Below are 25,779 nucleotides of genomic sequence, written 5' to 3'. Positions count from 1 at the left end.
CTCCTATTTAATATGATTGGCTAAAAAATTTATGTCCAAACACTCTAATCGTAAAATATAAACCAATAACAAAAGGTAGATACTCGACAATAATTCGCCAGGCTACAGCTACTATTCCTACAGTTCCTGATGGCAGAAAGCTACTAAATAAAAGGACAAAACCGCCTTCAGCAATACCAGATCCTCCTGGTGTAGGAGCAAAGTATAGTAAAATGTTTAATAAAATCATCCTCCCCATAATTTGGGGAATATTAACTGTTATGCCCATTCCCATAAACAATATTGGTACAACACTATATAAAGCTAGTAAACTGATAGCTGATTCAATAAATACTTTCCCCATGCTTAAGGGGGAAGATGATAGCATGAATACAGCACCTCTAACGTCACGATAGAGAAGAAAAATCCGACGACGATTACGATGACTAAATTTCTTTGTAAGTGTCACTAACCAATAGTAAGGCAAACTAGTACGAAATAACCAGATCAAACCAAGAATAATGGCAATAAGTGAGGCAAAACCAATCGTAAGGATATCATCTGAAAGACCTGGCATAATCCCTGGATCATAATAAAAAATAACTGGCAGGCAAAGCACTAAAAAAATAATAGATAACAATGTTCTAACAACTATTAATACAGTCGCTTTACCAGTAGGTACTCCTGCTTTTCGCAAAAACATGACCTGCGCCACTGCACCGCCTGCAGCTCCAGGCGTTAGGAGAGCCAAAAAATAATTCCCAAAGACAACATGAACAGCTTCAATCAGGCGAATCTTTTCCCCTGAAATGGATACAAGATGCATAAGACGAATTCCATCAAAGTATAAACCAATTATTAAGAAAACAAAAGCTAAAACTAAAGACCAAGGCTGAAAACTATCAAGGTGGCGTAAGGTATGAATATCAACAGTAAAATAGATTACAATACTGGAAATACTACCTACGAACAGTAATAAGAGAATCAGCCGTTGATAAAACTTAATCATGTTCTAACTCCCTAAATGAAATTAATTGTATATGGTGGTCTATGATATGTTGAGAGATTTTTGAACTGGTTACTGAATTTAATTCAGCTTGCCAGTGATAATTCCAGTTATACATTTTTTGTAAAATCGAATCGTTCGTTCCTGGGTGAATCATAATTTCTGAGGTGCCTTCTGGTAAAGAGGTTAATATGCGTAATAAATATTCCTCATGCATATTTCCTCCAGCTAACATTCCAAAAAAATGTTCAGGGGCAACAAATCCTTGCTTTTGTATCTTCCGCCGTGCTATTTCAGCTAAAAAGGTTAGACCGCCACGTGCTATAATTCGTGCTGTTTGGAATGGATAACCACCTAAAAATGAAAAAGGCTCAGCGGGAATACGTATTTTTTTTATGTCAAAACTTTTAGCAATGTCAATTGTAACATCAATGATCCCAGGTACAATATGCATATGTTGATGACTATCCAGATGAGTAACCGCTATTCCAGAGTCCATTACTTTTTGTACCTGAGCAGTAAGTTCTTTATGAATATCATTGAGTTTTATTTTTCCTAAACAATAGCGTCGTAAGAACTCAGGGTAATGAAGTGATAAACATCCTTCATTATTTACTAAAGAGGGTATCGTCTGAGGATCACAAAGTGGTGTTTCACCTACTAATGTTAAGTGTATACCAATTCCTAATTCTTTATTAACTGAAGCTAGCGTTATAGCATGATCAAAAGCACTACCTGAGGGCATAATGGTTGTACTGGTAATGATACCATTTACATATCCTTGAATAATGCCTAGGTTTACCATTTCGTTAATGCCAAAATCATCAGCATTTATGATTAATTGTCGCATAGAGAACAACTCCTTATTATACACCTCAACTATATATGGTAGCACGTATAAGGAGATATGGCAATTTGTGCTTGAATAAATTTATATAAAAGTTCAAGCACAAAGAGGAAGGAGCCTAGATTAGGCTCCTGTATTTGTATTAAGCTTTCAGATGTTCAACATGTTTGGCATAAGCACTGTGATTATGAATAGACTCGTAATTTTCACATTGTACTTCAAACCATCGAATTGATTTTTGCTGGCGTAAAGATAAAACCAAATCCCTTAAGACATCTTCAACGAATTTTGCATTTTCATAAGCATGCTCTGTTACGTACTTCTCATCCTCACGCTTTAATAAAGGATAAATTGGGCAGCTTCCTTCTGCCTCCATTAAAGCCACCAAATCCTCAATCCAAATAAACTGTCCATTTGTATTTTTGATTTTTACTTTCATCAATCCCCGCTGGTTATGTGCACCATATGCTGAAATCTCTTTACTGCAAGGACATAAGGAGGTAAAAGGAACATCAACACCTAAGATAAAATCTAATGGTTTGCCTTTGGTTAGCTGAGCTGAAAACAGGCAATCAACATCAAGCATACTTTTAAGGCCGCTAATAGGAGCAGTTTTTTCAATGAAGTATTTAAAATAAATATCCATTTGTGCATGCTCAGCATCAAGTTTATTGACAGTATCCATTAAGATCAATTCCATTTCTCGGTAAGAGACAGGCTTTTGACTCCACTCACTCAAAATTTCGATGAAGCGGCTCATATGAGTACCTTTATATTCTTTTGGTAAATTAACAGTAAGGCTTATCGTTGCTAAAACAGACTGAAGAGAATCTGCCTTCGTCTTTATAAGAAACGGCAAGCGTACATCGCTAACACCTACATTTTGAATTGCGATGCCACGATCGTCGGAGATATTTTGAACGTCTTTCAAATCTTATTCACTCCTAGTTCTATAAATAATAGGATCTATTGTACCTGCTTCAGCAAAACCTTTTAAACGCAAAAGGCAACTATCACATTCTCCACAGGCAACTGACTCTCCATTATAGCAACTGGTAGTAAATTGAAGAGGAGCATCTAAGTTCTTTCCCAACAAAACAATATCTTTCTTAGTTAATTGCAATAAGGGAGTTTCTATTACTATTTTTCGATGATCCTGTACCCCAGCTTTTGTACTATAATCGGCAACTTGCTGAAAGAGATTGATAAATTCAGGGCGACAATCAGGATAACCTGAATAATCAAGAGCATTCACACCAATAAAAATCTTGTCCGCTCCCATTACCTCTGCATAACCCAAAGCATAGCTTAAAAAAATCAAATTCCTAGCAGGCACATAAGTTACAGGAATTTGATGGCTATCGATATTACCAGTAGGTACAGTCAATTGCTCATCGGTTAAAGCACTGCCGCCGATTACATTCATGTTGGTTTCAATAATAATATGTTTAGTAACATTATAATATTGAGCTACGCTTTCAGCGCTTTCTAATTCACGAGCATGACGCTGATTATAATTAAAGCTGATAGGAAAAAGCTCATAACCTTTACTATGGGCTACGGCCATGCATACTGTAGAATCTAATCCACCTGACAATAATACAACTGCTTTCACGCTATGAAACACTCCTAAGTTTGTATATTTTTATTCAAATACTTATACACTATAGTTATTTTATCCGATGGTCAAGATACTCTATACTTATCCCAACACAAGGAAGTAGCAAGAAGGACTTTCTTCCCAAAGGGCTCCTCACATAAAGAGAGAGTTAAGTTTCTGGAATCGCATCTCCTTTGATAATAATAGATGCTGTTTCTAAAGCAGCTTGCTGTACTTTTTTCAGAGGAATTTTATATTCGTCTGCTATGATTTTACAATCTTCATATTCAGGAGTTATGCTGCATATTTTTCCTTCATATGCGCTTACTTTCACTTTGACCTTACCCCAAGGTAGTTTCACATCGATCATTTCCCGCATCGCGATTTTTCTTTCGGTTGCATAATATCGCAATCCAATAGTAGATGTTTGCTCAAAGATAAGCGCAATAACTTGATCCAATAATGAATCATTTACTAACACAGACAACATCGTGGCAGAACGATTTTTTTTCATAATAATTGGGGTGAGCCAAACATCAAAAACACCCATTTTAAGCAATTTATCCATAACATATGGATAAATCTGAGGATTTAAATCATCAATATTGGCCTCCACAACAAAAGTTTTTGCTATCACACTTTCTTCTTTTATTTCGCCTACATGCATTCTTAGCACATTAGGAATTTCTAAATCCCATGTTCCTGCTCCATAACCAATTGTTTTACTAAGAAAGTTAGCTGGCATATTTCCATGTCCTGTACTTAGTGCTGCAATTACAGCCGCTCCTGTAGGTGTTACTAATTCCTTACTCGTTTCTCCGCTATAGTATGGGATGTTCTTTAATAACTCTGCAGTAGCTGGTGCTGGAATTGGCATTAGCCCATGAGCGCATTTTACAAAGCCCTTGCCAACTTGTAATGCAGAAGTATAAATAGCCTGAATTCCTAAATAATCTAAACCAATCGCTGTACCTACAATATCAACAATTGCATCAACAGCTCCTACTTCGTGAAAGTGAATTTCTTCTACACCTACACCATGTACCTTAGCCTCTGCTTGAGCTAATAATAAGAAAATTTTCTTACTATCAGCTTTAACTTTAGGGGATAATCGAGAATCATCAATGATCTGAAAGACATCTGATAGATGACGATGATGGTCATGATCGTCATGATGATGATGGTCATCATTGAGTTTCACGTCTACATAAATGGCACTAATACCACATTTGTTTACTTCTGTAACGATTAAATCATAACCATGAACAGGTAAGAGTGATAAATTTTTTCTTAATACTTCCTCTGGTAATCCTACATGTAATAATGCTCCTAATAACATGTTACCACTAATGCCGGAGAAACAATCTAAATAAAGGGTTTTCATGATATCACCTCATTTTATTAATAATACTCGCTAATCGTCCTGCTCCAAACCCATTGTCAATATTTACCACAGATATTCCAGCTGCACAGCTATTTAACATACTTAATAAAGCTGCTAAGCCATTAAAACTAGCACCGTAACCGATACTGGTAGGCAATGCAATTACTGGTTTAGCAACCATACCTCCAACGACACTAGCCAAGGCGCCTTCCATACCTGCAGCTACAATAATTACATTAGCATTTTGAATAATATCTTGATGCGCAAATAATCGATGAATACCAGCAACGCCAACATCATAAACGCGCTCTACTTTATTTCCCATGATTTCTGCTGTAACAGCGGCCTCTTCAGCAACAGGTATGTCACTTGTACCCGCAGACATAACGAGAACAAATCGTTGACTATCAGGTTCTATCGTATCACGTTTAACATAAATTATTTTAGGTATTTCGTAGAACTGTGCTTCTGGCAGTACGACCTTTACCACTGCATACATAGCCTCAGTTGCCCGAGTAGCTAATATACTATGATTATGTACAGCTAAACTTTTCATAATTGTCGCTACTTGTTCTGCGGTTTTCCCTTGACAAAAAATCACTTCAGGGAACCCTTGCCTGATCATACGATGGTGATCAATTTTTACAAATTCTAAGTCTTCATATGGTAAAATTTTAAGCTTATCTATTGCTTCATCTAAAGATAAACGACTTGCTTGAAAGTCTTGCAATACATTGCGTAAATTATTAATATCCATGCTTGTCTCCTTAATTAATAGTTTTAGTTCAATCGAATATTGATAAGATTGCTTTCTATTATATCACTTTTTCTAAATATATACTTTTTATAGATTAGTTTTCTATTTTATAAATATATAATACTAAAAACTTGGCCTTAGCCAAGTTTTTAGTAACTTGTAGCAATAATAGCAATATCTGGTTCGTGTAATAGATTTACTATGCCAGCTGGAGTAGTAATTAATGGTCGTGCTAAATTACTACTGTTAAGTCTAAGAACTTTACCTTCTATACCATTCGTAAGTTTGACATTACTATCAATTTGATAAGGAATAGCAATACGATTAAATGCTTTTATTACAGTTGAATCAAAATGAATCTCATTGCCTTTATTGATAATTTCCATTGCCTCAAAAGAGCTCAGGCGTGAGCGGTATACTCGATTTGTAGTTAACGCATCATAAACATCTGCAACAGCTACAACTCGTGCTAATGGATGTATCTGAAGCCCTGAAATTCCCCAGGGATATCCACTGCCATTGCAGCGTTCATGGTGCTGCAATGCCATAAATGTAACACGGTAATCTAGGTAAGTATCTATTTTAAGAATATTATAGCCGAGAGCAGCGTGTTCTTTAATTTCGTTAAACTCTTCTGGTGTTAATTGACCTTGCTTATCCAAAATATATTTTGTAATTCTAGTTTTTCCAAAATCATGCAACAATCCACCCATACCTAAAAGGCATAATTCATCATAAGGTAAATCCATCGCAATACCGATAATAATAGAAAACAGACCCACGTTAACGCTATGCATAATTAAATAATCACTTGTAGAATTAACGTTATCTAAATACATGAGAACATTTTTATTTTTCGCTAATGTAGATACAATATCATTTACATAATTCTGCAATTGTGTTAAATGTCGAACTAAACCATCAGTGCTGTTAAAAGCATCTTCAACATTTGAAATTAATTTTAACCTAGTATCCATATTGATTAAATCATGTGCTTTACTAATTTCATAATTACTAGTTTTATCATCACGCACAGAAATAGAAAAGATTTCATGCTTTTTAAGTAAATTGATTAATTCCTGCTTTAATGGCATACCTGCTGTTACGAGTGTCCTACCATATCTATCGACTATATCTTGTGCTAAAATCATATTTTCCTTGACATCATTTAACAACATTTGCTGAATTTTTGTTACCTCCTATCCAGGGCATGTTCTCCTTATGTAGTAAACCCAGCTTGCTTTATGATAATTCTACACAAATTTAACATTTCCCTTCTAGATCTAAAGAAAATATTGGATATAATATTATATGGTTCTAAAATAAATGTTGTGACATCCTCGCAAAAAGGAAGGCATAGGATCACATAATCAAGTATACATTTTATTGGAATTACATTTTTCCTCAGGAAATATTAAACGTGAAATTAACTTTAGAAAGCTAAGCGATCAATTCCAGGGCGTTTCATAATACAAATTGTCTATTTCTCAAAAATTTCTCTGACTTTTCATTTTCTAACTATCTTATTAGTTACCCCTAATAGTTACTCTAAAAATCTGATAAAAGAAAATTATCTATAAGATAATTAATCTTGTCTGCAAAAGTCTAGAAAATTATTATTTTTACCAAGTTCTTCAATTTTTCGTTTAGCATCTCTTATGGTTTTTCCAAGATTAGCAACTTTTCTTATTTTTGCATCTGTTAAAATAAATTCACCATTTGACATTATAATATGTTCTTTCAAATTATTACCACACCAAAATTGAGTAATTTCGGCTTCCATGTATACAGCTCCCTTTTTTACTAAATTCTTAATTTTATATTTCTGCAAAAGGACATGATTCCCTGCAAAGTTAATCACTTCTAGGACAACTTAACTTTTATAGAAACAACCTAGAAGAATAACTAAATATGACCAGACAATGCGGAAGGCATAGCATCTGTCCATATCTTACCAATAGACTTTATTAGTTTCACAAAGCTATACTAAAAATATCCACAAAAATAATTTAAAATGAGGCGATATTTTGAGACGTTTTAATCGCACTATTGATTGGGCTGTCAAGTGGAGTAAAAATTTCTATCCGGATCGCACGAATGAATGGGATAAGCAACAACAAGCCTTGAAGAATCTGAAGACAATCGATATATTACTACATAAGAAATTATAAGGCAATAAAAATAGGTGATATTTGTCACCTATTTTTATTGCCTTATTCCTCGTGTAAGGAATGTATTTATCTAGCCACTAGCCCGTCGTCATACATAATTAGCTAATATCAAGCATACTTATATCATCCGCTTAGTTGGAGATGGTATATATGAGTAATCAAACTTTAATCTGGGCGAGTTTAATACTATCTTGGTTATCTACCCTATTACTAAGGAAAAAAGATTTAAGGCGATATGCCTGTTTCTTTATTCTGCATGCTTACTCTCGCTTTTATTTTTGAGGCTGGTATTACCCTACATTGGTGGGCAGTAAAAGAACCCTTTTTCCCTCTTGTAAATTTGCCAATATTTCTTTATGGTGCTTATCTTATCGGCACAATTTAGATTTTCAAATATACTTATGGACGTTTCTGGCTGTTCATTACCACAAATATCATTTTAGATTTTATCTTGATCTTTTTCCTGATTGATTTATTTGTTCAACGTGGTGTTTGGGAAGTTTATTTATCTTACTCACAAATATTATTCATTACTACTGCACTACGGATACCAGATATGGGGAAGAAGGACAGCATGGATTAGTATCTATGCCTAATGTGCAGCCTGCAATCCGTAAACCGCTAAACAAGGAAAATCAGGATGAACCTAATAACCAGTAAATTGACCTCACCAATCACATCATCATAATGATCCTTCACGATTAAGTCTATCCCTTCATATATAAACATTCTTTAATTTGTTTACGTAAAAATCCCTCAGAAACACTTTTACATAAACAAAGGGTTCGCAAAAAAATGCGAACCCTTAAATTTACTATGTTGTGCTGGTCGGAGCGGCGAGATTCGAACTCACGGCCTCTACCACCCCAAGGTAGCGCTCTACCAAACTGAGCCACGCCCCGACTGACAGAATTTATTGTACCCTTTTTTAGGTAGTATGTCAATAAATTCATTCAATAACTTTTGCGCCCTCAGTGTCAATGCTAAGCGTAATATATTCGGCTTTTACGTCACACTTAGCGAAAGCTTGAACCATAGCCATACCTATTCTATCGCAATTAGACTCTGTAAAGGCAATTAAACAAGGGCCAGCACCGCTTAAAGCTGCACCATACGCACCTTTAGCTACAGCTGCATCAAATACCTGCTGCATACCAGGAACAAGCTGCAGCCTATAAGGTTGATGAACTTTATCTTCAAGTGCATATTGCAAATGATGAAATTCTCCTTTACACAATGCTCCAATTAACAACGCCACCCTGCTAATATTAAAGACGGCATCTTTCATTGTTATTGTATCTGGTAATACCTGACGTGCTGTATGCGTAGATAAATTAAACTCAGGGATTGCTACTACCATATTGAGCTTTTTTCCAGGCATAAAACGTAAATAGACAGGTTGATTACCTTGCATTACACTTATGGTAATTCCTCCAAAAATTGCAGGTGCTACATTATCTGGATGGCCTTCTATTATAGTAGCCATGGAGAATATCTCTTCTTGAGTTAATGTATTCCCCGTTGCTTGATTTGCTGCTATAAGTCCACCTACAATAGCAGCAGCGCTACTGCCTAAACCACGGGCTAGAGGAATTTTATTATATAACTTAAGGTATATTCCTTGATAGGGCTTTCCTACTTTATCTAACACTACCTGCACAGCTTGGTAAATAATATTATTCCTATCAGTTGGAATACGCCCTTTACCTTCACCTTCTATCTCAATCCTTAAAGTTCCTTCATCACTTAAAGATAATTCGAGCTCACTATAAATAGTACAAGCTATGCCCACCGTGTCAAAACCAGGTCCACAATTAGCAGTAGTTCCTGGCACACGAACTTTAACTGTAATCGACATATAGTATCTCCCATCTCATTATCGTGGAGTATTATGCAAAGTCTTCTGCTTCTACTCGAATTACATTACTTACTTTATTTACTACTGACATGCCGGAAATTGTATTAATAGCCAATCGTAGATTAGCATCAGATACTTGGTAAGTAATCAATACCAGTTCAGAAGAGTTATTTACTTTTCGTTTTTGAATTACAGAGTGTAAACTTACTTGCTGTGCGCCAAAAGCACCAGCGATTGCAGCTAATACACCAGGCTTATCTGCCACTAGTAATCGAATATAATAAGGTGATTCTGTATTTTGTACAGGGCAAAAACTTTTTTGCGAAAAACAAGTACAAAGAATACGGCTGTTGGCATTATGGGTAATATTACGAGCTACATCAATAATATCAGATACTACAGCACTAGCTGTAGGCATGCCGCCAGCACCGCGTCCATAAAACATAGTTTCTCCTACCGCATCACCTTTAATATAAATAGCGTTAAAAACATCGTGAACTGAAGCTAACGGGTGCTTTGCAGGGATAAAGGCTGGGTGTACACGTACATCAATACCACGCTCATCATCTTTAGCAATTGCCAGTAATTTAATTACATATCCAAGTTCTTTTGCATAAGTAATATCTTCTGTGGAAATAGTAGTAATACCCTCAATGTAAACATCATCGATAGATACTCTGCTACCGAAGGCAATCGAAGCTAGTATTGCAATTTTGCGAGCAGCATCAAACCCTCCTACATCAGCAGTAGGGTCAGCTTCAGCGTATCCCTTAGCCTGAGCTTCGGATAAGACACTATTAAAATCCAGACCTTCATTTGCCATTTTAGTGAGCATGTAATTTGTTGTACCATTAATGATTCCCATAACTTCGCTAATTTTGTTTGCTGCCAAACATTGCTTTAAAGGGCGAATAATAGGAATTCCTCCAGCAACGCTGGCTTCAAATAAGAAGTCTACCTTACTCTTATCAGCAGCTTCAAATATTTCCTGACCGTATTTTGCTACAACATCTTTATTGGCAGTTACTACATGTTTACCAGCGATTAATGCTTGAACAATATAGTCCTTAGTAGGATTCATGCCACCCATGACTTCCACTATAATATCAATATCTGGGTCATTAATAATATCATCAATTGTAGTGGTAAATTCAGCATCGACATCTATATTTCTAGTTTTATCAAGTTGACGGACCATTATTTTTTTTATATTTACAGGTATGCCAACCTTTTGTGAAATATCATTAGCATTTTCGGTAAGTATTTTAACAACGCTAGTTCCGACAGTTCCCATGCCAAGTAAACCGATAGTAATTGTCTTTCTCATTATTGTTTCGCTCCTTTTTAAGCTTGACCTAACACTTCTAAGCGTTTAACGCCTTCAACCATTCTTACTTTATCTAGTAAAGCTTCTAAATCAATTACTAATTCAGCTGTTTCAATAGAAATAGTAGCATTGGCTACACCTTGAAGAGGTATACCTTGGTTAATCGTTAGCACACTGCCACGTTCATTGGCAATTGTATTTAACACCCTTGATAGAACACCTTGTTTATGTTCAAGCAAAAGTGCTAATGTTACTATTTTTTCTTTACTTGCTTCGTAAAAAGGAAAGACATAATCTTTATATTTATAGTAAGCACTGCGACTCAATTCCATTTTTTCTACAGCCTCATTAATTGTACGTGCTTCACCACGTTTTAACATATCTTTTACTTTAATTGTCTTTTTTATCGCTTCAGGTAATATTTCTTCACGAACTAGAAAAAATACAGATTTTTGTCCTATCACTACTATACCCCCTTAGTATTACTCATGCGGATAATAATCTATTCTCAGTAGACAGTATAGCACTACTACACTACAAAAAACAAGTATTATTAATAAAAAAAATGGTCAATCTGTACAGATTGACCATTTTTTATCAATTTCTTAGCTATCGCTTTTGTTTTTTATAAGTTTTATTTAAAAAATGATACATATTAATCCGCCACTCCCATCATTTACAACTTTTTGTAGAGTATCACGTAATTTTACCTGTGTATTTTCTGGCATACCAGCAAGTTTATTTTGAATGCCTTCCCGTACTAAAGCATTTAGTGATTTACCAAATAAATTTGTCCGCCATATTTTTTCTGGTTCTCCTTCAAATTCTCTCATGAGATATTGAACGAGTTCTTCGCTTTGTTTTTCGCTACCAATAATAGGTGATATTTCAGCCTGAACATCTGTTCTAATAATATGTAATGACGGTGCAGATGCTTTTAATCTCACACCAAAGCGATTCCCCGTTTTTATAATTTCTGGTTCCTCTAGGACCATTTCATCTAGCTGTGGTGATACAATGCCATATCCAGTTAAATTAACTTGCTCTAACGCACTTGCTATTTTATCATACTCACGCTTTGCAACAGATAAGTCTTGCATTAGACGCAATAAATGGTGTTCACCTGAAATAGTAAAGCCTGTCAATTCTTCTAATACTTGATAGAATAAATCAGTTCTGGCTGTAATCTCAATTACTGCAATCCCATTTCCAAGGTCCATATCGTGCAAAATTACATCTGCAATAAAATCATAACCTGATAAATCATCAATGGCTCGATCAATATCTCTAAGTCTTCTTACATATTGGACTACTTCGCGTACTGCACCATCAAATTTTTCTCTAAGCCAATGATCAGTTTCCAATTCTTCAATCCATTTCGGCAAAGAAATATTTACTTCTTTTACTGGAAATTCATATAAAACTTCTTGTAGAATAGCATAAATATCATCTTGGTTAAGTTGAATACAATCAACAGGTACAACAGGAACATCATATTCATTTTCTAACTTTGCTACTAATTCACGGGTTTCTTTTGAAGTTGGCCGGCATGTATTTAATATGACTAAGAATGGTTTTTCTAATGCTTTTAATTCGTTAATAACTCTCTCTTCAGCAGGTACATATTTTTCGCGGGGTAAGTCTGTTACACTGCCATCAGTAGTAATTACTAAACCAATTGTAGAATGTTCATCAATTACTTTCTTTGTACCAACTTCTGCGGCCTCTTGAAATGGAATTTCATGATCAAACCAAGGTGTAAGTACCATACGGGGACCATCTTGCTCTTCATATCCTAATGCACCATCGACAGTATAGCCCACGCAATCAACCATTCTGACTCTAACATTTATATTATCTTTAACACTAATTTCAACAGCTTCATTTGGAATAAATTTAGGCTCCGTTGTCATAATTGTTTTGCCAGCGGCACTTTGTGGCAGTTCATCCTTAGCTCTTTCTTTCTCATATGGATCAATCATGTTAGGTAAAACCATCGTTTCCATGAATCGTTTAATAAACGTTGATTTTCCTGTTCTGACTGGACCTACAACACCAATGTAAATATCACCACCAGTGCGTTCGGCAATATCCCGAAATAAATCGAATTTTTCCATTTACCGTTTCCCTCCCTACAGCTATGCTTTATGGAAAATACTAGCGTATATTCTACACTCGCAAACCATCCCTCCCTTAATGAAAAAATAAGAATCGAATGAAATGAAATGAAATAGTATTTTAAAATTAACTAAATAGTAGTCAATTAATCATTATAAATATATGACATGCCAGCAATATTATTACAAAGTAAGAAAAAAGACTGAGCCTAAGCCCAGTCTTTTTTCTTACTTTATTTTTCTTTAGAATTAACACTCATACTACCTACTTTAATTTTTAATTCTGTACCTTTCAATAGCCTTTCAATATTTGGCTTATGCCTGCCGACGACAAACAAGGCGGCAAGAATACCAAAATATAAGAATTCAATTTTTTCACCCCAAAGCCACATGAAGATTGGTACTAATACAGCAGATACAATGGATGCCAATGATACATAACGAGTAATATATACTATAATTGCCCATATTAAAAATATGATTGCAGTAATTTGAGGAACTAATACAGCTATGACACCTAAACCCGTGGCAACGCCGCGTCCACCTGTAAATCTCAAAAACACTGACCAATTATGACCAATAATAGCAGCGATGCCGCCCGTTAATAATGCGATTGGCGTGCCTATAAAAAAATCACTTGCATATACTGCAATAACTCCTTTGGCTGCATCAGTAAAAAATACCCAAAAAGCCGGCCATAGACCTAACGTTCGAAATGCATTTGTGGCTCCAATATTTTTACTGCCAAATTGTCGTAAATCCACATTATATATGTTTTTTCCAATAAGCAATCCGTTTGGAATAGAACCAATCAAATAACCAAGTACAGCGATAAGTAAATAATTCATTATATCACTATCTTCTCCCCATCATATTATTCTTCCTCTTTACGTCCACGCACCACAAGTTTTAGTGGTGTTCCTTCAAAACCAAAGCTTTCTCGAAGCCGATTCTCTAAGAAGCGCAAATAGGAAAAATGCATTATTTCGGGTTCATTAACAAAAAGAACAAATGTTGGAGGTTTTACATTAGGCTGAGTAGTAAAATAGATTTTTAAGCGTCTGCCAAACTGTGACGGCGGAGGATTAATTGAAACTGCATCTTCAATGACTTGATTTAAAACACTGGTAGCGATACGCATGGTATGCTGCTCTGCTACAAATTTTATCAATTCAGTAACACGAGAAACTCTTTGATTCGTAAGAGCTGAAATGAATAGTACGGGTGAATATTGCATAAAGGCTAATTCCGTACGAATATTCTCCGTATATCTTAGAGACGTTTTGCCGTCTTTCTCAAGCAGATCCCATTTATTCACGATAATAACAGAAGCCTTACCTGCATCATGGGCATAGCCTGCGATTTTTTTATCCTGCTCTGTAACACCATCTACAGCATCAATCACAATTAAAACCACATCAGAACGATCCACCGCTCGCAATGCTCTCATGACACTGTATCTTTCAACAGGAAGCTCGACTTTAGCTTTACGTCGCATTCCAGCCGTATCAATTAAAACGAAAGATGTATCATCTTTTGTAAAGTGAGTGTCAATCGCATCGCGAGTGGTACCTGCTACATCGCTTACAATTACTCGTTCTTCACCAACTAATCGATTTACCAATGAAGATTTTCCTACATTAGGACGACCAATAACCGCAACTTTAATTGTTTCATTATCCTCTTCCACAACTTCATCATTAGGCAAACGTTTAACAACCTCATCCAGCAAATCACCAATATTTAGAGCATTTGCAGCAGAAATGGCAATTGGATCACCAAGTCCCAAATTATAAAACTCATATATTTCATTTGCTTTTTGCATGTTATCAACTTTATTTACGGCTACGATCACTGGCTTACGAGTATTACGCAGAATAATAGCAACTTCTTCATCGGCTGAAGTTAAACCAACCTTTCCATCTACGATAAATAAAATCGCATCTGCCTCGTCAATTGCTAATTTCGCTTGATATCGCATTGCAGTTAACATTTTGTCGCTAGATTCTATTTCAATGCCACCGGTATCAATCATCGTAAATTCACGGTCAAGCCACTCTGCATCAAGATAAATCCGATCTCGGGTAACGCCTGGGATGTTTTCAACGATGGATACTCTTTTCTGTCCAATATAATTAAATAACGTAGATTTACCCACATTAGGGCGTCCAACAATAGCTAAAATTGGTTTACTCATATTTATCTCCTATACGTATTTATATATTTTTTATAAATTAAAATTCAATACCTTGGCGTGATTCCATTCCAGTTGAATAATTATGACGAATTTCCTTCATTTCTGTTACTAAATGAGCAATGTTAATAATTTCAGGCGGCGCATATCTGCCTGTTAAAATAATTTCCGGAATTTTTGGTAATACCATACGATCTTCAGTTAAAAAACTGACTATAGAATGTACATCTAGTATTTTACATGCTATTGCTACATTGATTTCATCGAGAATAACGATGTCATATTTACCAGAAGCTATAGCATTCTTTGCTTTATTCCATCCATCTTGGGCTAATTTTTTATCAATCTCTTCGGGGTTTTCCAAATTTACAAAATCATTGCGACCAACCTGAAGCAACGTAAAACCAGGTAAATTGATACTAGACTTAAATTCACCATATTCTGTATTATCTTTCATGAATTGAATCATACAAACTTGAAAACCGTGTCCACAGGCTCTGAATGCTAAACCTAAACTAGCAGTAGTTTTCCCTTTTCCATCACCAGTATATACTTGCACTAATCCTAAATTAGCCACGAAATTACCTCCAGGCTTGTAATAATTCTCTTAAATCCTTAGCACCATAGGCTGCACGTACAGGAACTGCTATGTGATCTTCTAATTGCTCACAAGTCATATTATCTAAAAAGACAGTCTCACCTTTTTTTAATGCTGCTCCAGGTATGATGACGCCTGTTCGTTTTCCCTCATTTGCTGTCAAAGTTCTAATTATATCTTGCCCCGTCAGTAAACCGCTTACAGTTATGTCAGTACCAAAGAATATGTTTTCAACGGACAAAACACGAATTGTTAAATTGGGAATGGTAATATCTTTTAATAATGGTCCTAGGATTTTTTTGGCTGATACGCCACATACCACATCCAGATAATGAGGCTCAGAATATCCTTGCGCTACTATTGGTTCTTCCTGCCATTCAAATAGGAAGTTTCGCACAAGACCAATTCCATTTTCAAGCTGAGGAAAACCATCGTACATCTCATAATCCGGGATAGGCTGATTCGCTGCAAGATAAAATTCATCTGATAAATAGACAAAAGATGTTCCATTCTCTTTCCGGCATTTTTCTTGCCAGCTATTTATCTTCTCAACAACAGTAAGGGCTTTCTCTGGTGTAAAAGTTTCTAACTCATAACAATTATCTCGAAAACGACTCAATCCAACAGGGACGATTGCCATTGATAGTATATTTGGATGTAATGCATATAACTCACCGATTGTTCTTTCCAGCTCGTCACCATCATTAATATTCGGGCACAATACGATCTGCGTATGCATTTCAACACCATTGTCAATTAACGTATGTAATTGCTCCATAATGTTACCTGCAACTTTATTATTTAACATTCTTTCACGTAGCATACCATTTGTAGTATGGACTGATATATATAAAGGTGATAAGTGAAGCTGGCTAATTCTCTTAATATCGCGAGGCCCAAGATTCGTTAGAGTAACAAAATTACCATATAAAAAAGATAGACGATAGTCATCATCTTTTACGTATAAACTTTCTCTCATACCAGGTGCCATTTGATCCACGAAACAAAATATACATTTATTGGCGCATCGACGAACACCATCAAAAACTGCGCTTTCAAACTCAATGCCTAAATCTTCGTCGTATTCTTTTTCTATTTCAAAAACTTCTTGTTCTCCATTTTTCTTTTCAATCAAAAGTTCTATACACTCATCCGCTAAAGCAAAGCTCAAACCAATAAGATCTCGAATATTTTCTCCATCAACAGCAAGCAGACGATCACCCTGTTCCAAGCCTATTTCATCTGCAATACTTTCTGGCATAACCTTTGAAATAATACCACTATATGCCATCAACGTCACCTCTCATGCTATATTCCTTTTTTTTTCTATATTTCCTGCAATAAAAGAAAGAGTGATGGAAGAGCATCACTCTAAATAAACATTATTTAGATCCTTTTTAAAGAATGATTTTATAATGCATTCATATTATAAAATCCCTATTGCATTCTATATCATACTATAAATTGCAAAGAAATACTATTTATATTATGAAAAAAGTATTTCTTTCCTATTTATTCTTTTTCTTTTTCATGATTCGGCTTAATATTATCTTTTTTATCTTTTGATTTAGGTCCTAAGAAATTAGCAAACTCTGTTGTAGTAAACTGTTTCAGTTTTCCTTTTGCTTCTTTCATACTGCCTGTACTCAAAAACAAAAAGGCAACAACACCAACAACCAAAAAACCTACAATCCAACCAATTGCTTTACTTGCACCTGAAGGTCCTGTTTGCTCTGTACCTACTCCAGCTGCCCCTTCTGAATTACTAGGAGAAGCGGAGGTTCTACCTAGGATTGTTGGTATGACATCCGCAAACAAGGCAACACCTCTTTCGGCAGATTCACGATCATTGGTCTCCGAGCCGACTTCTAATAACATAGAACGGGGGTGTAAATCTTGGTTATAATCGCCGCCTTTAGCAAAGAAAATACCTTTAATTAAACCTGGGTGTTGTGTGTCTGAATTTGCTTTAATTTGTAAAGCATAATCTTCAATTTGTTTTCCCGTAGGTCCATATTTTCCAACAACTAATTGCAACTTAGTAATGTCTTTACCATCGATATTACCCTTATAGACTTCTGGTGGAGCTGCATCACGGTGGATGTCGAAAATAGCATCTGGTTGTTTTTTCAAGAGTTCTGTAACTGTACGACGAGAACGCTCATAAGCCATATTATCATGAGGATCATGTTTAGCTTCGGAATGAAAAACTTCTAATCCCTTACCTTGTAAGGCACTCGTAAAAGCATTTCCTACTTTGTAAATACCGCCAGCTCCTAAGATACTATCTTTGCCGTCGGTAGGTACATAGGATTCATCAGAGTGAGTATGATAAACAGCAACTTTACCACTGGCTTCAGCCCATGCTATAGACGGGTGCAGTATACTAAAAAAAATATTTTTTTCTGGATTAGCGTATTTACTTAGGTTGACATTACCTAAAAATTTACTATGGGCAATATCTCCTGAGATGCTAATTACTTCATAACGTTTATTGTTCTCAGTAAGAAACTGATCACCTACGTCGACGCCCCAGCCTGTTATATAAACGGTATTACCATTTTCATCGACTAAAGTATAATATCCCCCATCTGTTCGCTCATGTGTATACCCTTGCATGGTTATGCAGAATACCAATAATAGTGCTATAACTGCCCCCCACAGTTTATTCATGATCTTCACCTCTATCCTTTTCTTCCTTACTTTCAAGCTTTTCATTTTGTTTATGAATTTTACCTTTTCGATTATTATGGGAAAGCTCTTTGCTAAATTCGTATAATCCTTCTGGTCGATACCTGCCAAGCATTGGACCACCTTGCATCTTCTCTCTAGTTTCTCCAACTAATTCTGCAACCATCACTGCTATAATTCCTGCAATCATAACTACGTCAAAAGCACCTGCACCGCCAATATCCGTTGTGCCAGGTATACCTAGTCCTATAATCGTAACCATATGGACAATATCGCTTAAGACAATGCCCAATACTCCACCTACAAAAGCACTTCGCCTAGAACGACCAGCTAAATAGGCAATTAGACCTGCAGATATGCCATATATAATTTTAGGATCTAAAAACATATTTTCTGGCTCATAGGGTAAATAGCGAGACCCTAGGGATACAGCTACAGCTACTAAAATAGCTGCCAGTATAGCTCGTACTCTTTCTGCCGTTTCATCGGCTTTAAAAATTAGCCAAATGGCTAATAAAGCTGGCAATAAGGCTCCCCCAACATTAATACTTACTTCAACGGGAGTGCTCATAATAGGAATATCAATAAAACTACCTACAATTACTGCACCGATAAAAAGTAAAGCCTGTTTATCGGTTAAGCGCATTCTATCTAGAATTCTATGGGCTACACCAAAATAAACCAAAACACCAACAACCAATAGCATAATCATTCCTATTGGCATATTCATATTTATTCACCTCTACTATATTTTATGGTTTATCTTGCCCCTTTAAGAAGCAAAACATACAAAAAAAGCATGGCATCAGCCATGCTTTCTATTAACAGCATATTTACTTATGTCAATTTCCCTAGTTATCAGCCAATCTTTACTATAGCCAGAAATAATTAGAGGAACACATTCTAGCTCTCTTACATTGGCAGCTCCCAACAGCAGCATATAACAATGAATCTCATGCAAAAACTCTTGAAACCAATTAACAGCAGAATCTACATTTTTCTCACATAACATTCTTACTATTGGTGTTGCCATACCTGTAGCAACACCGCCTAATGCAAGAGATTTCACCACATCTAGAGAAGTACGTATTCCACCAGAAACCATCATATCCATTTGTTTAGGCAATACTGACATAGTTTCAACAGCACTTATAACCGTAGGAATTCCCCAAGATAAAGTTTCTTGATTAACATCTAACTGACGACGAGCAGCTTCAATTGCTAGAAAGTTTGTCCCACCAGTACCACCAACATCAATTGCCTTAATGCCAGTTTCGGATAATAATTTTGCCTGTTCCTTGGCAATTCCGCAGCCAACTTCTTTAACGATTACAGGAACCTTCACTTTATTAACAATGTTAGTGATATTTGTCAGATATCCTGTAAAATCTCGATCTCCTTCAGTCATCATCATTTCTTGAGCAACATTTAAATGAATCTGAATGCCTTGGGCATCAATCATATCTATTGCCATCTGAGCTTGCTGTGGAGTAACATATGCACCTAAATTTGCGAAAATTACTCCATGAGGATTTTTTTTACGAACAACTTTGTAAGAGTGCTGCACTTCAGAATGCTCCAAGGCCGCATATTGAGAACCAATTGCCATTGCTGTATTGGTCAAACTGGCAAAATCAGCAATGCGCTCATTAATTTCTGTAACATCATTAGCTCCACCAGTGATTGCATTAATAATAAGAGGATGGGCAAGGGATATACCAGCCAGCGAAGATGAAACATCAATATCATTCCAGGATAAATTAGGAAGGCAATTGTGTATTAAAGAAATGTCGGTAAATCCGCTAGCATTAGGTCCATCATGTAATGCTAATGAATATTTTAAATGATCTAATTTACGTGATTGGCGCACCCTGTCATCTCCCTACTCAAATTTCTTAAATAGGTGTCCGAGTTTATCACCAATTGTCGATCCGGTTCCTTCTTGCTTATCCAAATACGATTGATATTCTACCCGCTCAGCATCCTGTTGCGCTTTGTTAATACTAAGAGAAATACGTTTATTTTCTTTACTAATCTCCAGTATTTTTACAGTTACTTCCTGTCCAATTGCTACGACATCCTCGACCTTATTGATTCTCTCATCGGATAGTTCTGACATATGAACCAGACCTTCTATTCCTGGAACTAATTCTACAAATGCTCCAAATTTAGTAATCTTAGTAACTTTCCCTTTTACAATTGCACCTACTGAATATTGTTCGATTAAGTCCAGCCATGGATCACGCCCAACTTCTTTTAAGCTAAGGGAGATCTTCTTTGCCTCATTATCAATTTTTAAAATGAGTACCTTTACCTGATCTCCTAGAGCTACAATTTCCTGAGGGCTTTTTACACGATGCCATGACAAATCTGAGATATGCACTAACCCATCGATACCACCGATATCAATAAAGGCACCAAAATCAACAATACGTCGTACCGTTCCTGATACAATTTGTCCCACGGCTAACTTTGAAAAGGTTTCTTCTTCAAGGATGCGGCGCTGTTCTTGCAATATAACCTTACGAGACAAAATTACTCGTTTTTTTATACGATCAACTTCAATCGGTTGAAAAGTTAATGTTTGGCCTTTAAAAGGTGATAAATCTTCTACAAAGCGTAATTCTACTTGAGACGCAGGAACAAAACCATGAATTCCCAAAACAGAAACCTTTAAACCACCATTTACAACTTCCAAAACCTTAGCTTCAACTTGTTTTTTATTCTCTAAGGCTTCTTCTAATACGTCCCATGCTACTATTGCATCAGCTTTTACCTTAGACAGTTTTATACCATCATTGCTCTCTAAATCTAATACAAGCACGTCAATGATTTGCCCCTCGCTTACTACTTCTGCGGCATTCTCTGGTGCTGGATATGCTAATTCAGCTAAGGATATGCTTCCTTCTCCTTTATAGCCAATGTCAACAAAAACCTCATCTTTACGAATACCTACGATTTTACCCTTGACAATACTGCCTTGTTCAAGTTTGATTACTTCATTGTCTAACAATTGATTGAATTCTTGCATTTTTTGATAAACCTCCTCTATTAACCAATCTGGAGTGGATGCACCTGCTGTAATTCCAACAGTTTCTACCCCAGAAAAATCTTCAACTCTCAACTCCGCAGCTGTTTCTATGTGATATACCCGGCTACCAGCATCATGACATAATTGAGCTAGCCTTGAAGTATTTGCACTATTTTTACCACCAATTACCAACATTACATCTACTTTTGCTGCGATATCTAATGCTGATTGTTGTCTAAGATCAGTTGCAGTGCAGATTGTGCGACGAATTTGCATTTCGTTGCATTTCGTTTGCAATACATTAACTATAGTTTGAAAAACTTCTCCAGAAAAAGTAGTTTGTACCACTACACCTAATTTCGGTATAAGAGGTAACTGCATTGCTTCTTCGACTGTTTCGACTACGATTCCCTGGTTGTTTGACCATTCTAAAATACTCTTTACTTCTGGATGGTGTTTCTCACCAACGATTACTACAGCAAAACCATCCTGTAATAACTCATAAGCTGCTTGTTGTGCTTTTTTCACATGGGGACAAGTAGCATCAACAACCGTTAACTTTTTAGTCTGGGCTTTCGCATATATGTCAGGACCTACTCCATGAGAACGTATAATCACTGTACTTTCATCATCAACAGAAGATAAGTCGTTTACTACTTCAATACCTTTATCTGAAAAGCGCTTAACTACTTGTGGATTATGAATAATGGGTCCCAAAGTATGTATATTGCCTTCCATACCTATACATTCTTGAGCCATTGCCACTGCGCGTTTAACACCATAACAAAAACCTTGGTGTTCAGCCGCAATTATCTTCATACGTTACCTCCTATAGATTGTAAATTACTTATAGTGATATTCCCTATAAATAATAATTATTCCTTTTATTTTGATGTGAAAAATAAAAAAGGATATATTTAAAGTCAAGGTGATTGATCATCGGATAAAAAGAAGGTAAACTATCTTAAAAGTTTACCTTCTCCTCTAACAACAAAGAAATTTCTTGCATGATTTTAGTACTGAGGTTTTCCATCGTTTCTTTATCAGCTTTTCCCTGATTTACAATAATAGGATTGCCAAATTTAACAATGAAGCGAGGAAATAACTGCCCCTCTTTCCATACTTTATTTGTACCAATAACCGCAGTGGGTATAATTGGCACACCAGCTTTCAAGGCGATCATTGCAAGACCAGTTTCAGGTTTACCCAATTTACCAGTTAGACTACGTGTTCCTTCTGGGAAAAGACCAAGCAACTCCCCATTTTCTAATAAATTGATAGCATGCCTAATGGCAGTACGATCAGCTGTAGCGCGTCGTACGGGAAAGGCGTTTAAATTCTTTAAAATCCATCCAATAAACGGTACAGCAAATAACTCTTCTTTAGCCATAAAATGAATTGATCTTGTAAAAGCAGTTCCTACAACGGGTGGATCAAAGAGACTCACATGATTAGAGGCTATAATAGCCCCTCCTGCCACTGGAATATTTTCAATTCCGATGATTCTGCAGCGAAAAAAGATTTTAAAAAAATAATGCAAAAAAACTCTAATCACACTATACAAGGCCTTTTCTCTCCTCACAAAGTTTTGTGATTGCCGCCACTGCTTCTTGTATGGAAAGAGTGGTAGTATCAATTAACACAGCATCTGACGCTTGTATTAAAGGAGCGAATTCACGTTCAGAATCATTTTTATCGCGAGCCATAATTTCTTGTTCAAGTTCTTCTAGATTTACCTTAAAGCCCTTTTCCGTTAACTCTCGCCAACGACGCTCTGCCCGCTCTTTAATTGATGCCGTTAGAAATATCTTTACATCTGCATTAGGTAATACATGAGTACCAATATCACGACCATCCATAACAACTCCGCCACAGCCTGCCATCTCGCGTTGTAATTTGAGCATAGCATCGCGCACTGATTTAATTTGAGCAATTTCTGATACGACACGAGAAACTTCAGGTGTACGAATTTCAGCAGTGACATCACAACCGTCAACGAATACTGTGGTTTTACCATCAACATAATATAATCGAATATTAATATCCTGAGCGATGTTTCCGATGGCTAATGCATCATTTAAAACGTCACTTTTTATTGTTTTCCAGGCAATTCCACGATACATAGCTCCAGTATCAATATAATTATAATGAAGACGGTGAGCTAGAATTTGGGCTACAGTACTCTTTCCTGCTCCTGCAGGACCATCTATAGCAATAATTAACTTTTTCATAACTGCCCCCATATACAAAATCCAAATATTATTTTCTAATACTATCTAAAGTTGCAAAAAAATTAGGATAAGAAATATTAGCACAATTATGCTTATGAATGTTTACTCCCAAAGATGCAGCACCTGCTATAGCGAGTGCCATTGCTATTCGGTGATCATGATAAGAGTCACAATTAGCAAATTGCATCTTTTGAGGGCCATCAATAATTAGACCATCATCTGTTTCCGTCATAATAGCTCCCATTTTTCCTAATTCGCTGGCGACTGCCTTTAGTCGATCTGTTTCTTTTACTCTTAATTCTTCTGCACCACGAATAATCGTTTTTCCGTCTGCAAATAATGCTGCAACAGACAAGATCGGTATTTCATCAATCAATCTTGGAATAATTGCGCCATCAATTGTGGTACCTTTTAATTTCGCAGATTTTACAACAAGATCAGCTACAAGTTCTGCACCACTAAAACGTTGATTTTCGATTGAAATATTTGCGCCCATTTCTTTAAGAACATCCAGGATTCCTGTACGTGTCGGGTTTATTCCGACATTTATAAGAGTTAAATGACTATCAGGAATGATGGTTGCCCCTACTAACCAAAAGGCTGCTGAACTTATATCTCCAGGTACGTTTATTTCACCTGGCGCATGTAATTGGGATGCAGGGTTAATACTTACACTCGTTCCCTGTCTCGCTACCTTTACTCCAAAAGTTTCCAACATCAGCTCAGTGTGATCACGAGATACATAGGGTTCGGTAATGGTACTAGGGCTGCTCGCAAATAAGGTTGCCAACAAGATCGCCGATTTTACCTGTGCACTAGCCATTGGCATAGTATATTCTATACCATTAATTTTCTTTTTTTTACTTTTAACAATTGAAATGGGTACGTATTTTGTATCTTGGCGTCCGGTGATTTCCCCACCCATCATCGTCAGAGGAGTTACAACCCTAGCCATAGGTCTGCTGCGTAAAGAGGCATCACCGGTCAACACACTAAAGAAAGGTTGTCCAATTAAAATACCTGACAATAAGCGTAATGTGGTTCCAGAATTTCCAGCATCAAGAATATCTTCGGGCTCTTTCAGACCGTATAGTCCTTGACCCAATACATGCAAATTATTCTCTTCATCTTTTTCGATTTTAGCACCTAATTTTTGCATACAACTAACCGTTGATAAACAATCTTCTGCATATAAAAAGTTTTTTATAATTACAGGTGTAGATGCAAGTGCTGCAAACATAACACTTCGATGAGAAATGGATTTATCTCCTGGAATGTTTATACTACCAGATAAACCACCTTTGGGACTTATCGTTATATTCTCTAACATATAAATTCTCCTCCATATTTTAGGTAACAAAATAATAAAATAGAGTTTTCGATTAGTTATGAAAAACATATTTATTTATTTATAATTCACCGAAAAAAGCCATTATCCTTTTTACTATTCATTCTTAAATTTTATTTTGCCAATAGTCAAAATGCCCTTACTTCCTTCTACTATTAAACCATCTACGGGAGAAAGTAAATCTTTTTCCGGAATTTTAATAATAAATTGGATTGGCTGTTCTAATTCAGTAGCATCAATCTCAAGATAATCACCATCATACACGGTAACTTTACTATTTCCTTTAATAAAATCACTGGCTCTTTTTCCATTTACAACCACATAAACCTTTGCATTTTCAGATGGTTTTACCATATGGAGAAGAATAACTTTACTTTTTCGCAACATACTTTGATAATTTTTAACGGCGGTAGTTTCTTCTTTAATTTGCAAGGGGGTATCTGCGTATAAAGGCATAGCAGTATTAAGTTGTTCACCTTCCATTTTGTCAACTTTTGATAAGTAAGATCGTGTTTCTTCTTTAAACAACAATAGTTGGGATAAAACTAATATCATCATACAAATAACTATGATGCGTAATAAAATAGCTTCGCTACGTATCATCCAATTGTCTTTTGATTTATCCACGAAAGATGCCACC

At 36.1% G+C, this 25,779-nt stretch carries 25 protein-coding genes and 1 tRNA gene; 1 reads left to right on the top strand and 25 read right to left on the bottom strand.

The window, feature by feature from the left end:
* Positions 1-7: 7 nt before the first annotated feature.
* The 8 genes from LMF89_RS03360 to LMF89_RS03325 all read right to left on the bottom strand — a co-directional run bounded on the left by LMF89_RS03360 (position 8) and on the right by LMF89_RS03325 (position 7,356).
* Complete coding sequence (locus LMF89_RS03360; protein WP_229533883.1) at positions 8-988, bottom strand: lysylphosphatidylglycerol synthase transmembrane domain-containing protein; 981 nt, start codon at positions 986-988, stop codon at positions 8-10.
* Positions 981-1,835, bottom strand: a complete 855-nt coding sequence (locus LMF89_RS03355; RefSeq protein WP_229533882.1) for a ChbG/HpnK family deacetylase — start codon at positions 1,833-1,835, stop codon at positions 981-983. Before LMF89_RS03355 ends, LMF89_RS03360 begins: the two co-directional genes overlap by 8 nt.
* 139 nt (positions 1,836-1,974) lie before the next feature.
* Entirely contained in the window at positions 1,975-2,763 is a 789-nt protein-coding gene (gene folE2, locus LMF89_RS03350) for a GTP cyclohydrolase FolE2 (RefSeq protein WP_007956344.1), read from the bottom strand.
* A 3-nt stretch (positions 2,764-2,766) separates the two neighbouring features.
* A complete protein-coding gene (gene queC, locus LMF89_RS03345; RefSeq protein ID WP_007956342.1) occupies positions 2,767-3,447 on the bottom strand; it encodes a 7-cyano-7-deazaguanine synthase QueC in 681 nt (226 codons plus the stop codon).
* Between the two features lie 154 nt (positions 3,448-3,601).
* Complete coding sequence (gene larC / locus LMF89_RS03340) at positions 3,602-4,816, bottom strand: nickel pincer cofactor biosynthesis protein LarC (protein WP_229533881.1); 1,215 nt, start codon at positions 4,814-4,816, stop codon at positions 3,602-3,604.
* A gap of 4 nt (positions 4,817-4,820) precedes the next feature.
* On the bottom strand, positions 4,821-5,573 hold the full coding sequence (larB, locus tag LMF89_RS03335; protein ID WP_229533880.1) for a nickel pincer cofactor biosynthesis protein LarB: 753 nt from the start codon (positions 5,571-5,573) through the stop codon (positions 4,821-4,823).
* Positions 5,574-5,722: 149 nt separating this feature from the next.
* Positions 5,723-6,724, bottom strand: a complete 1,002-nt coding sequence (locus LMF89_RS03330; protein ID WP_229533879.1) for an HD-GYP domain-containing protein — start codon at positions 6,722-6,724, stop codon at positions 5,723-5,725.
* A 434-nt stretch (positions 6,725-7,158) separates the two neighbouring features.
* Positions 7,159-7,356 (bottom strand): hypothetical protein, encoded by a 198-nt coding sequence (locus tag LMF89_RS03325; RefSeq protein ID WP_229533878.1) that lies wholly within the window; start codon positions 7,354-7,356, stop codon positions 7,159-7,161.
* 244 nt (positions 7,357-7,600) lie between these two features.
* On the opposite strand from LMF89_RS03325, the gene LMF89_RS03320 reads away from it, so the two are divergent.
* Positions 7,601-7,744, top strand: coding sequence for a hypothetical protein (locus LMF89_RS03320; RefSeq protein ID WP_158453459.1), 144 nt, complete (start codon positions 7,601-7,603; stop codon positions 7,742-7,744).
* An 825-nt stretch (positions 7,745-8,569) separates the two neighbouring features.
* On the opposite strand, the gene LMF89_RS03315 is transcribed toward LMF89_RS03320, so the two are convergent.
* The 17 genes from LMF89_RS03315 to LMF89_RS03235 form a co-directional block, all read right to left on the bottom strand.
* Positions 8,570-8,646, bottom strand: a tRNA-Pro gene (locus tag LMF89_RS03315).
* Positions 8,647-8,693: 47 nt separating this feature from the next.
* The gene (gene thrB / locus LMF89_RS03310; RefSeq protein ID WP_229533877.1) at positions 8,694-9,602 is read right to left on the bottom strand and encodes a homoserine kinase; all 909 of its coding nucleotides are present in this window, start codon (positions 9,600-9,602) and stop codon (positions 8,694-8,696) included.
* 31 nt (positions 9,603-9,633) lie between these two features.
* On the bottom strand, positions 9,634-10,929 hold the full coding sequence (locus LMF89_RS03305; protein WP_229533876.1) for a homoserine dehydrogenase: 1,296 nt from the start codon (positions 10,927-10,929) through the stop codon (positions 9,634-9,636).
* Between the two features lie 17 nt (positions 10,930-10,946).
* Positions 10,947-11,393, bottom strand: a complete 447-nt coding sequence (locus tag LMF89_RS03300) for an ACT domain-containing protein (RefSeq protein WP_007934159.1) — start codon at positions 11,391-11,393, stop codon at positions 10,947-10,949.
* Between the two features lie 174 nt (positions 11,394-11,567).
* Positions 11,568-13,046 (bottom strand): stage IV sporulation protein A, encoded by a 1,479-nt coding sequence (spoIVA, locus tag LMF89_RS03295; RefSeq protein ID WP_007953372.1) that lies wholly within the window; start codon positions 13,044-13,046, stop codon positions 11,568-11,570.
* Positions 13,047-13,279: 233 nt separating this feature from the next.
* A complete protein-coding gene (gene plsY / locus LMF89_RS03290) occupies positions 13,280-13,894 on the bottom strand; it encodes a glycerol-3-phosphate 1-O-acyltransferase PlsY (protein ID WP_229533875.1) in 615 nt (204 codons plus the stop codon).
* A 26-nt stretch (positions 13,895-13,920) separates the two neighbouring features.
* Positions 13,921-15,243: a ribosome biogenesis GTPase Der gene (gene der, locus LMF89_RS03285; protein ID WP_007953374.1), complete on the bottom strand. Its 1,323-nt coding sequence runs from the start codon at positions 15,241-15,243 to the stop codon at positions 13,921-13,923.
* Between the two features lie 37 nt (positions 15,244-15,280).
* Entirely contained in the window at positions 15,281-15,817 is a 537-nt protein-coding gene (locus LMF89_RS03280; RefSeq protein WP_007953375.1) for a cob(I)yrinic acid a,c-diamide adenosyltransferase, read from the bottom strand.
* Positions 15,818-15,821: 4 nt separating this feature from the next.
* Positions 15,822-17,129, bottom strand: a complete 1,308-nt coding sequence (locus tag LMF89_RS03275) for a DUF512 domain-containing protein (protein WP_229533874.1) — start codon at positions 17,127-17,129, stop codon at positions 15,822-15,824.
* 221 nt (positions 17,130-17,350) lie between these two features.
* Complete coding sequence (gene spoIIP / locus LMF89_RS03270; protein ID WP_229533873.1) at positions 17,351-18,511, bottom strand: stage II sporulation protein P; 1,161 nt, start codon at positions 18,509-18,511, stop codon at positions 17,351-17,353.
* Positions 18,504-19,259 carry a DUF1614 domain-containing protein gene (locus LMF89_RS03265; protein WP_007953379.1) on the bottom strand — a complete coding sequence of 252 codons (756 nt, stop codon included), beginning with the start codon at positions 19,257-19,259 and terminating at the stop codon, positions 18,504-18,506. Before LMF89_RS03265 ends, spoIIP begins: the two co-directional genes overlap by 8 nt.
* 75 nt (positions 19,260-19,334) lie before the next feature.
* Positions 19,335-20,399: a type 2 isopentenyl-diphosphate Delta-isomerase gene (gene fni / locus LMF89_RS03260; protein ID WP_229533872.1), complete on the bottom strand. Its 1,065-nt coding sequence runs from the start codon at positions 20,397-20,399 to the stop codon at positions 19,335-19,337.
* Positions 20,400-20,411: 12 nt separating this feature from the next.
* A complete protein-coding gene (locus tag LMF89_RS03255) occupies positions 20,412-22,379 on the bottom strand; it encodes a bifunctional 4-hydroxy-3-methylbut-2-enyl diphosphate reductase/30S ribosomal protein S1 (RefSeq protein WP_229533871.1) in 1,968 nt (655 codons plus the stop codon).
* Between the two features lie 145 nt (positions 22,380-22,524).
* Positions 22,525-23,115, bottom strand: a complete 591-nt coding sequence (locus tag LMF89_RS03250) for a lysophospholipid acyltransferase family protein (RefSeq protein WP_229534017.1) — start codon at positions 23,113-23,115, stop codon at positions 22,525-22,527.
* A 1-nt stretch (position 23,116) separates the two neighbouring features.
* A complete protein-coding gene (gene cmk / locus LMF89_RS03245) occupies positions 23,117-23,791 on the bottom strand; it encodes a (d)CMP kinase (protein WP_229533870.1) in 675 nt (224 codons plus the stop codon).
* 28 nt (positions 23,792-23,819) lie between these two features.
* Positions 23,820-25,121 carry a 3-phosphoshikimate 1-carboxyvinyltransferase gene (aroA, locus tag LMF89_RS03240; RefSeq protein WP_229533869.1) on the bottom strand — a complete coding sequence of 434 codons (1,302 nt, stop codon included), beginning with the start codon at positions 25,119-25,121 and terminating at the stop codon, positions 23,820-23,822.
* A 114-nt stretch (positions 25,122-25,235) separates the two neighbouring features.
* Positions 25,236-25,766: a DUF5359 family protein gene (locus LMF89_RS03235; RefSeq protein ID WP_229533868.1), complete on the bottom strand. Its 531-nt coding sequence runs from the start codon at positions 25,764-25,766 to the stop codon at positions 25,236-25,238.
* Positions 25,767-25,779: the final 13 nt, after the last annotated feature.

Origin of the sequence: Pelosinus baikalensis, assembly GCF_020819555.1 — a bacterium.
Lineage (GTDB): Bacteria > Bacillota > Negativicutes > DSM-13327 > DSM-13327 > Pelosinus > Pelosinus baikalensis.
Note: the sequence above shows the minus strand (reverse complement) of the source record. Positions and strands in the feature narration are given on the sequence as shown.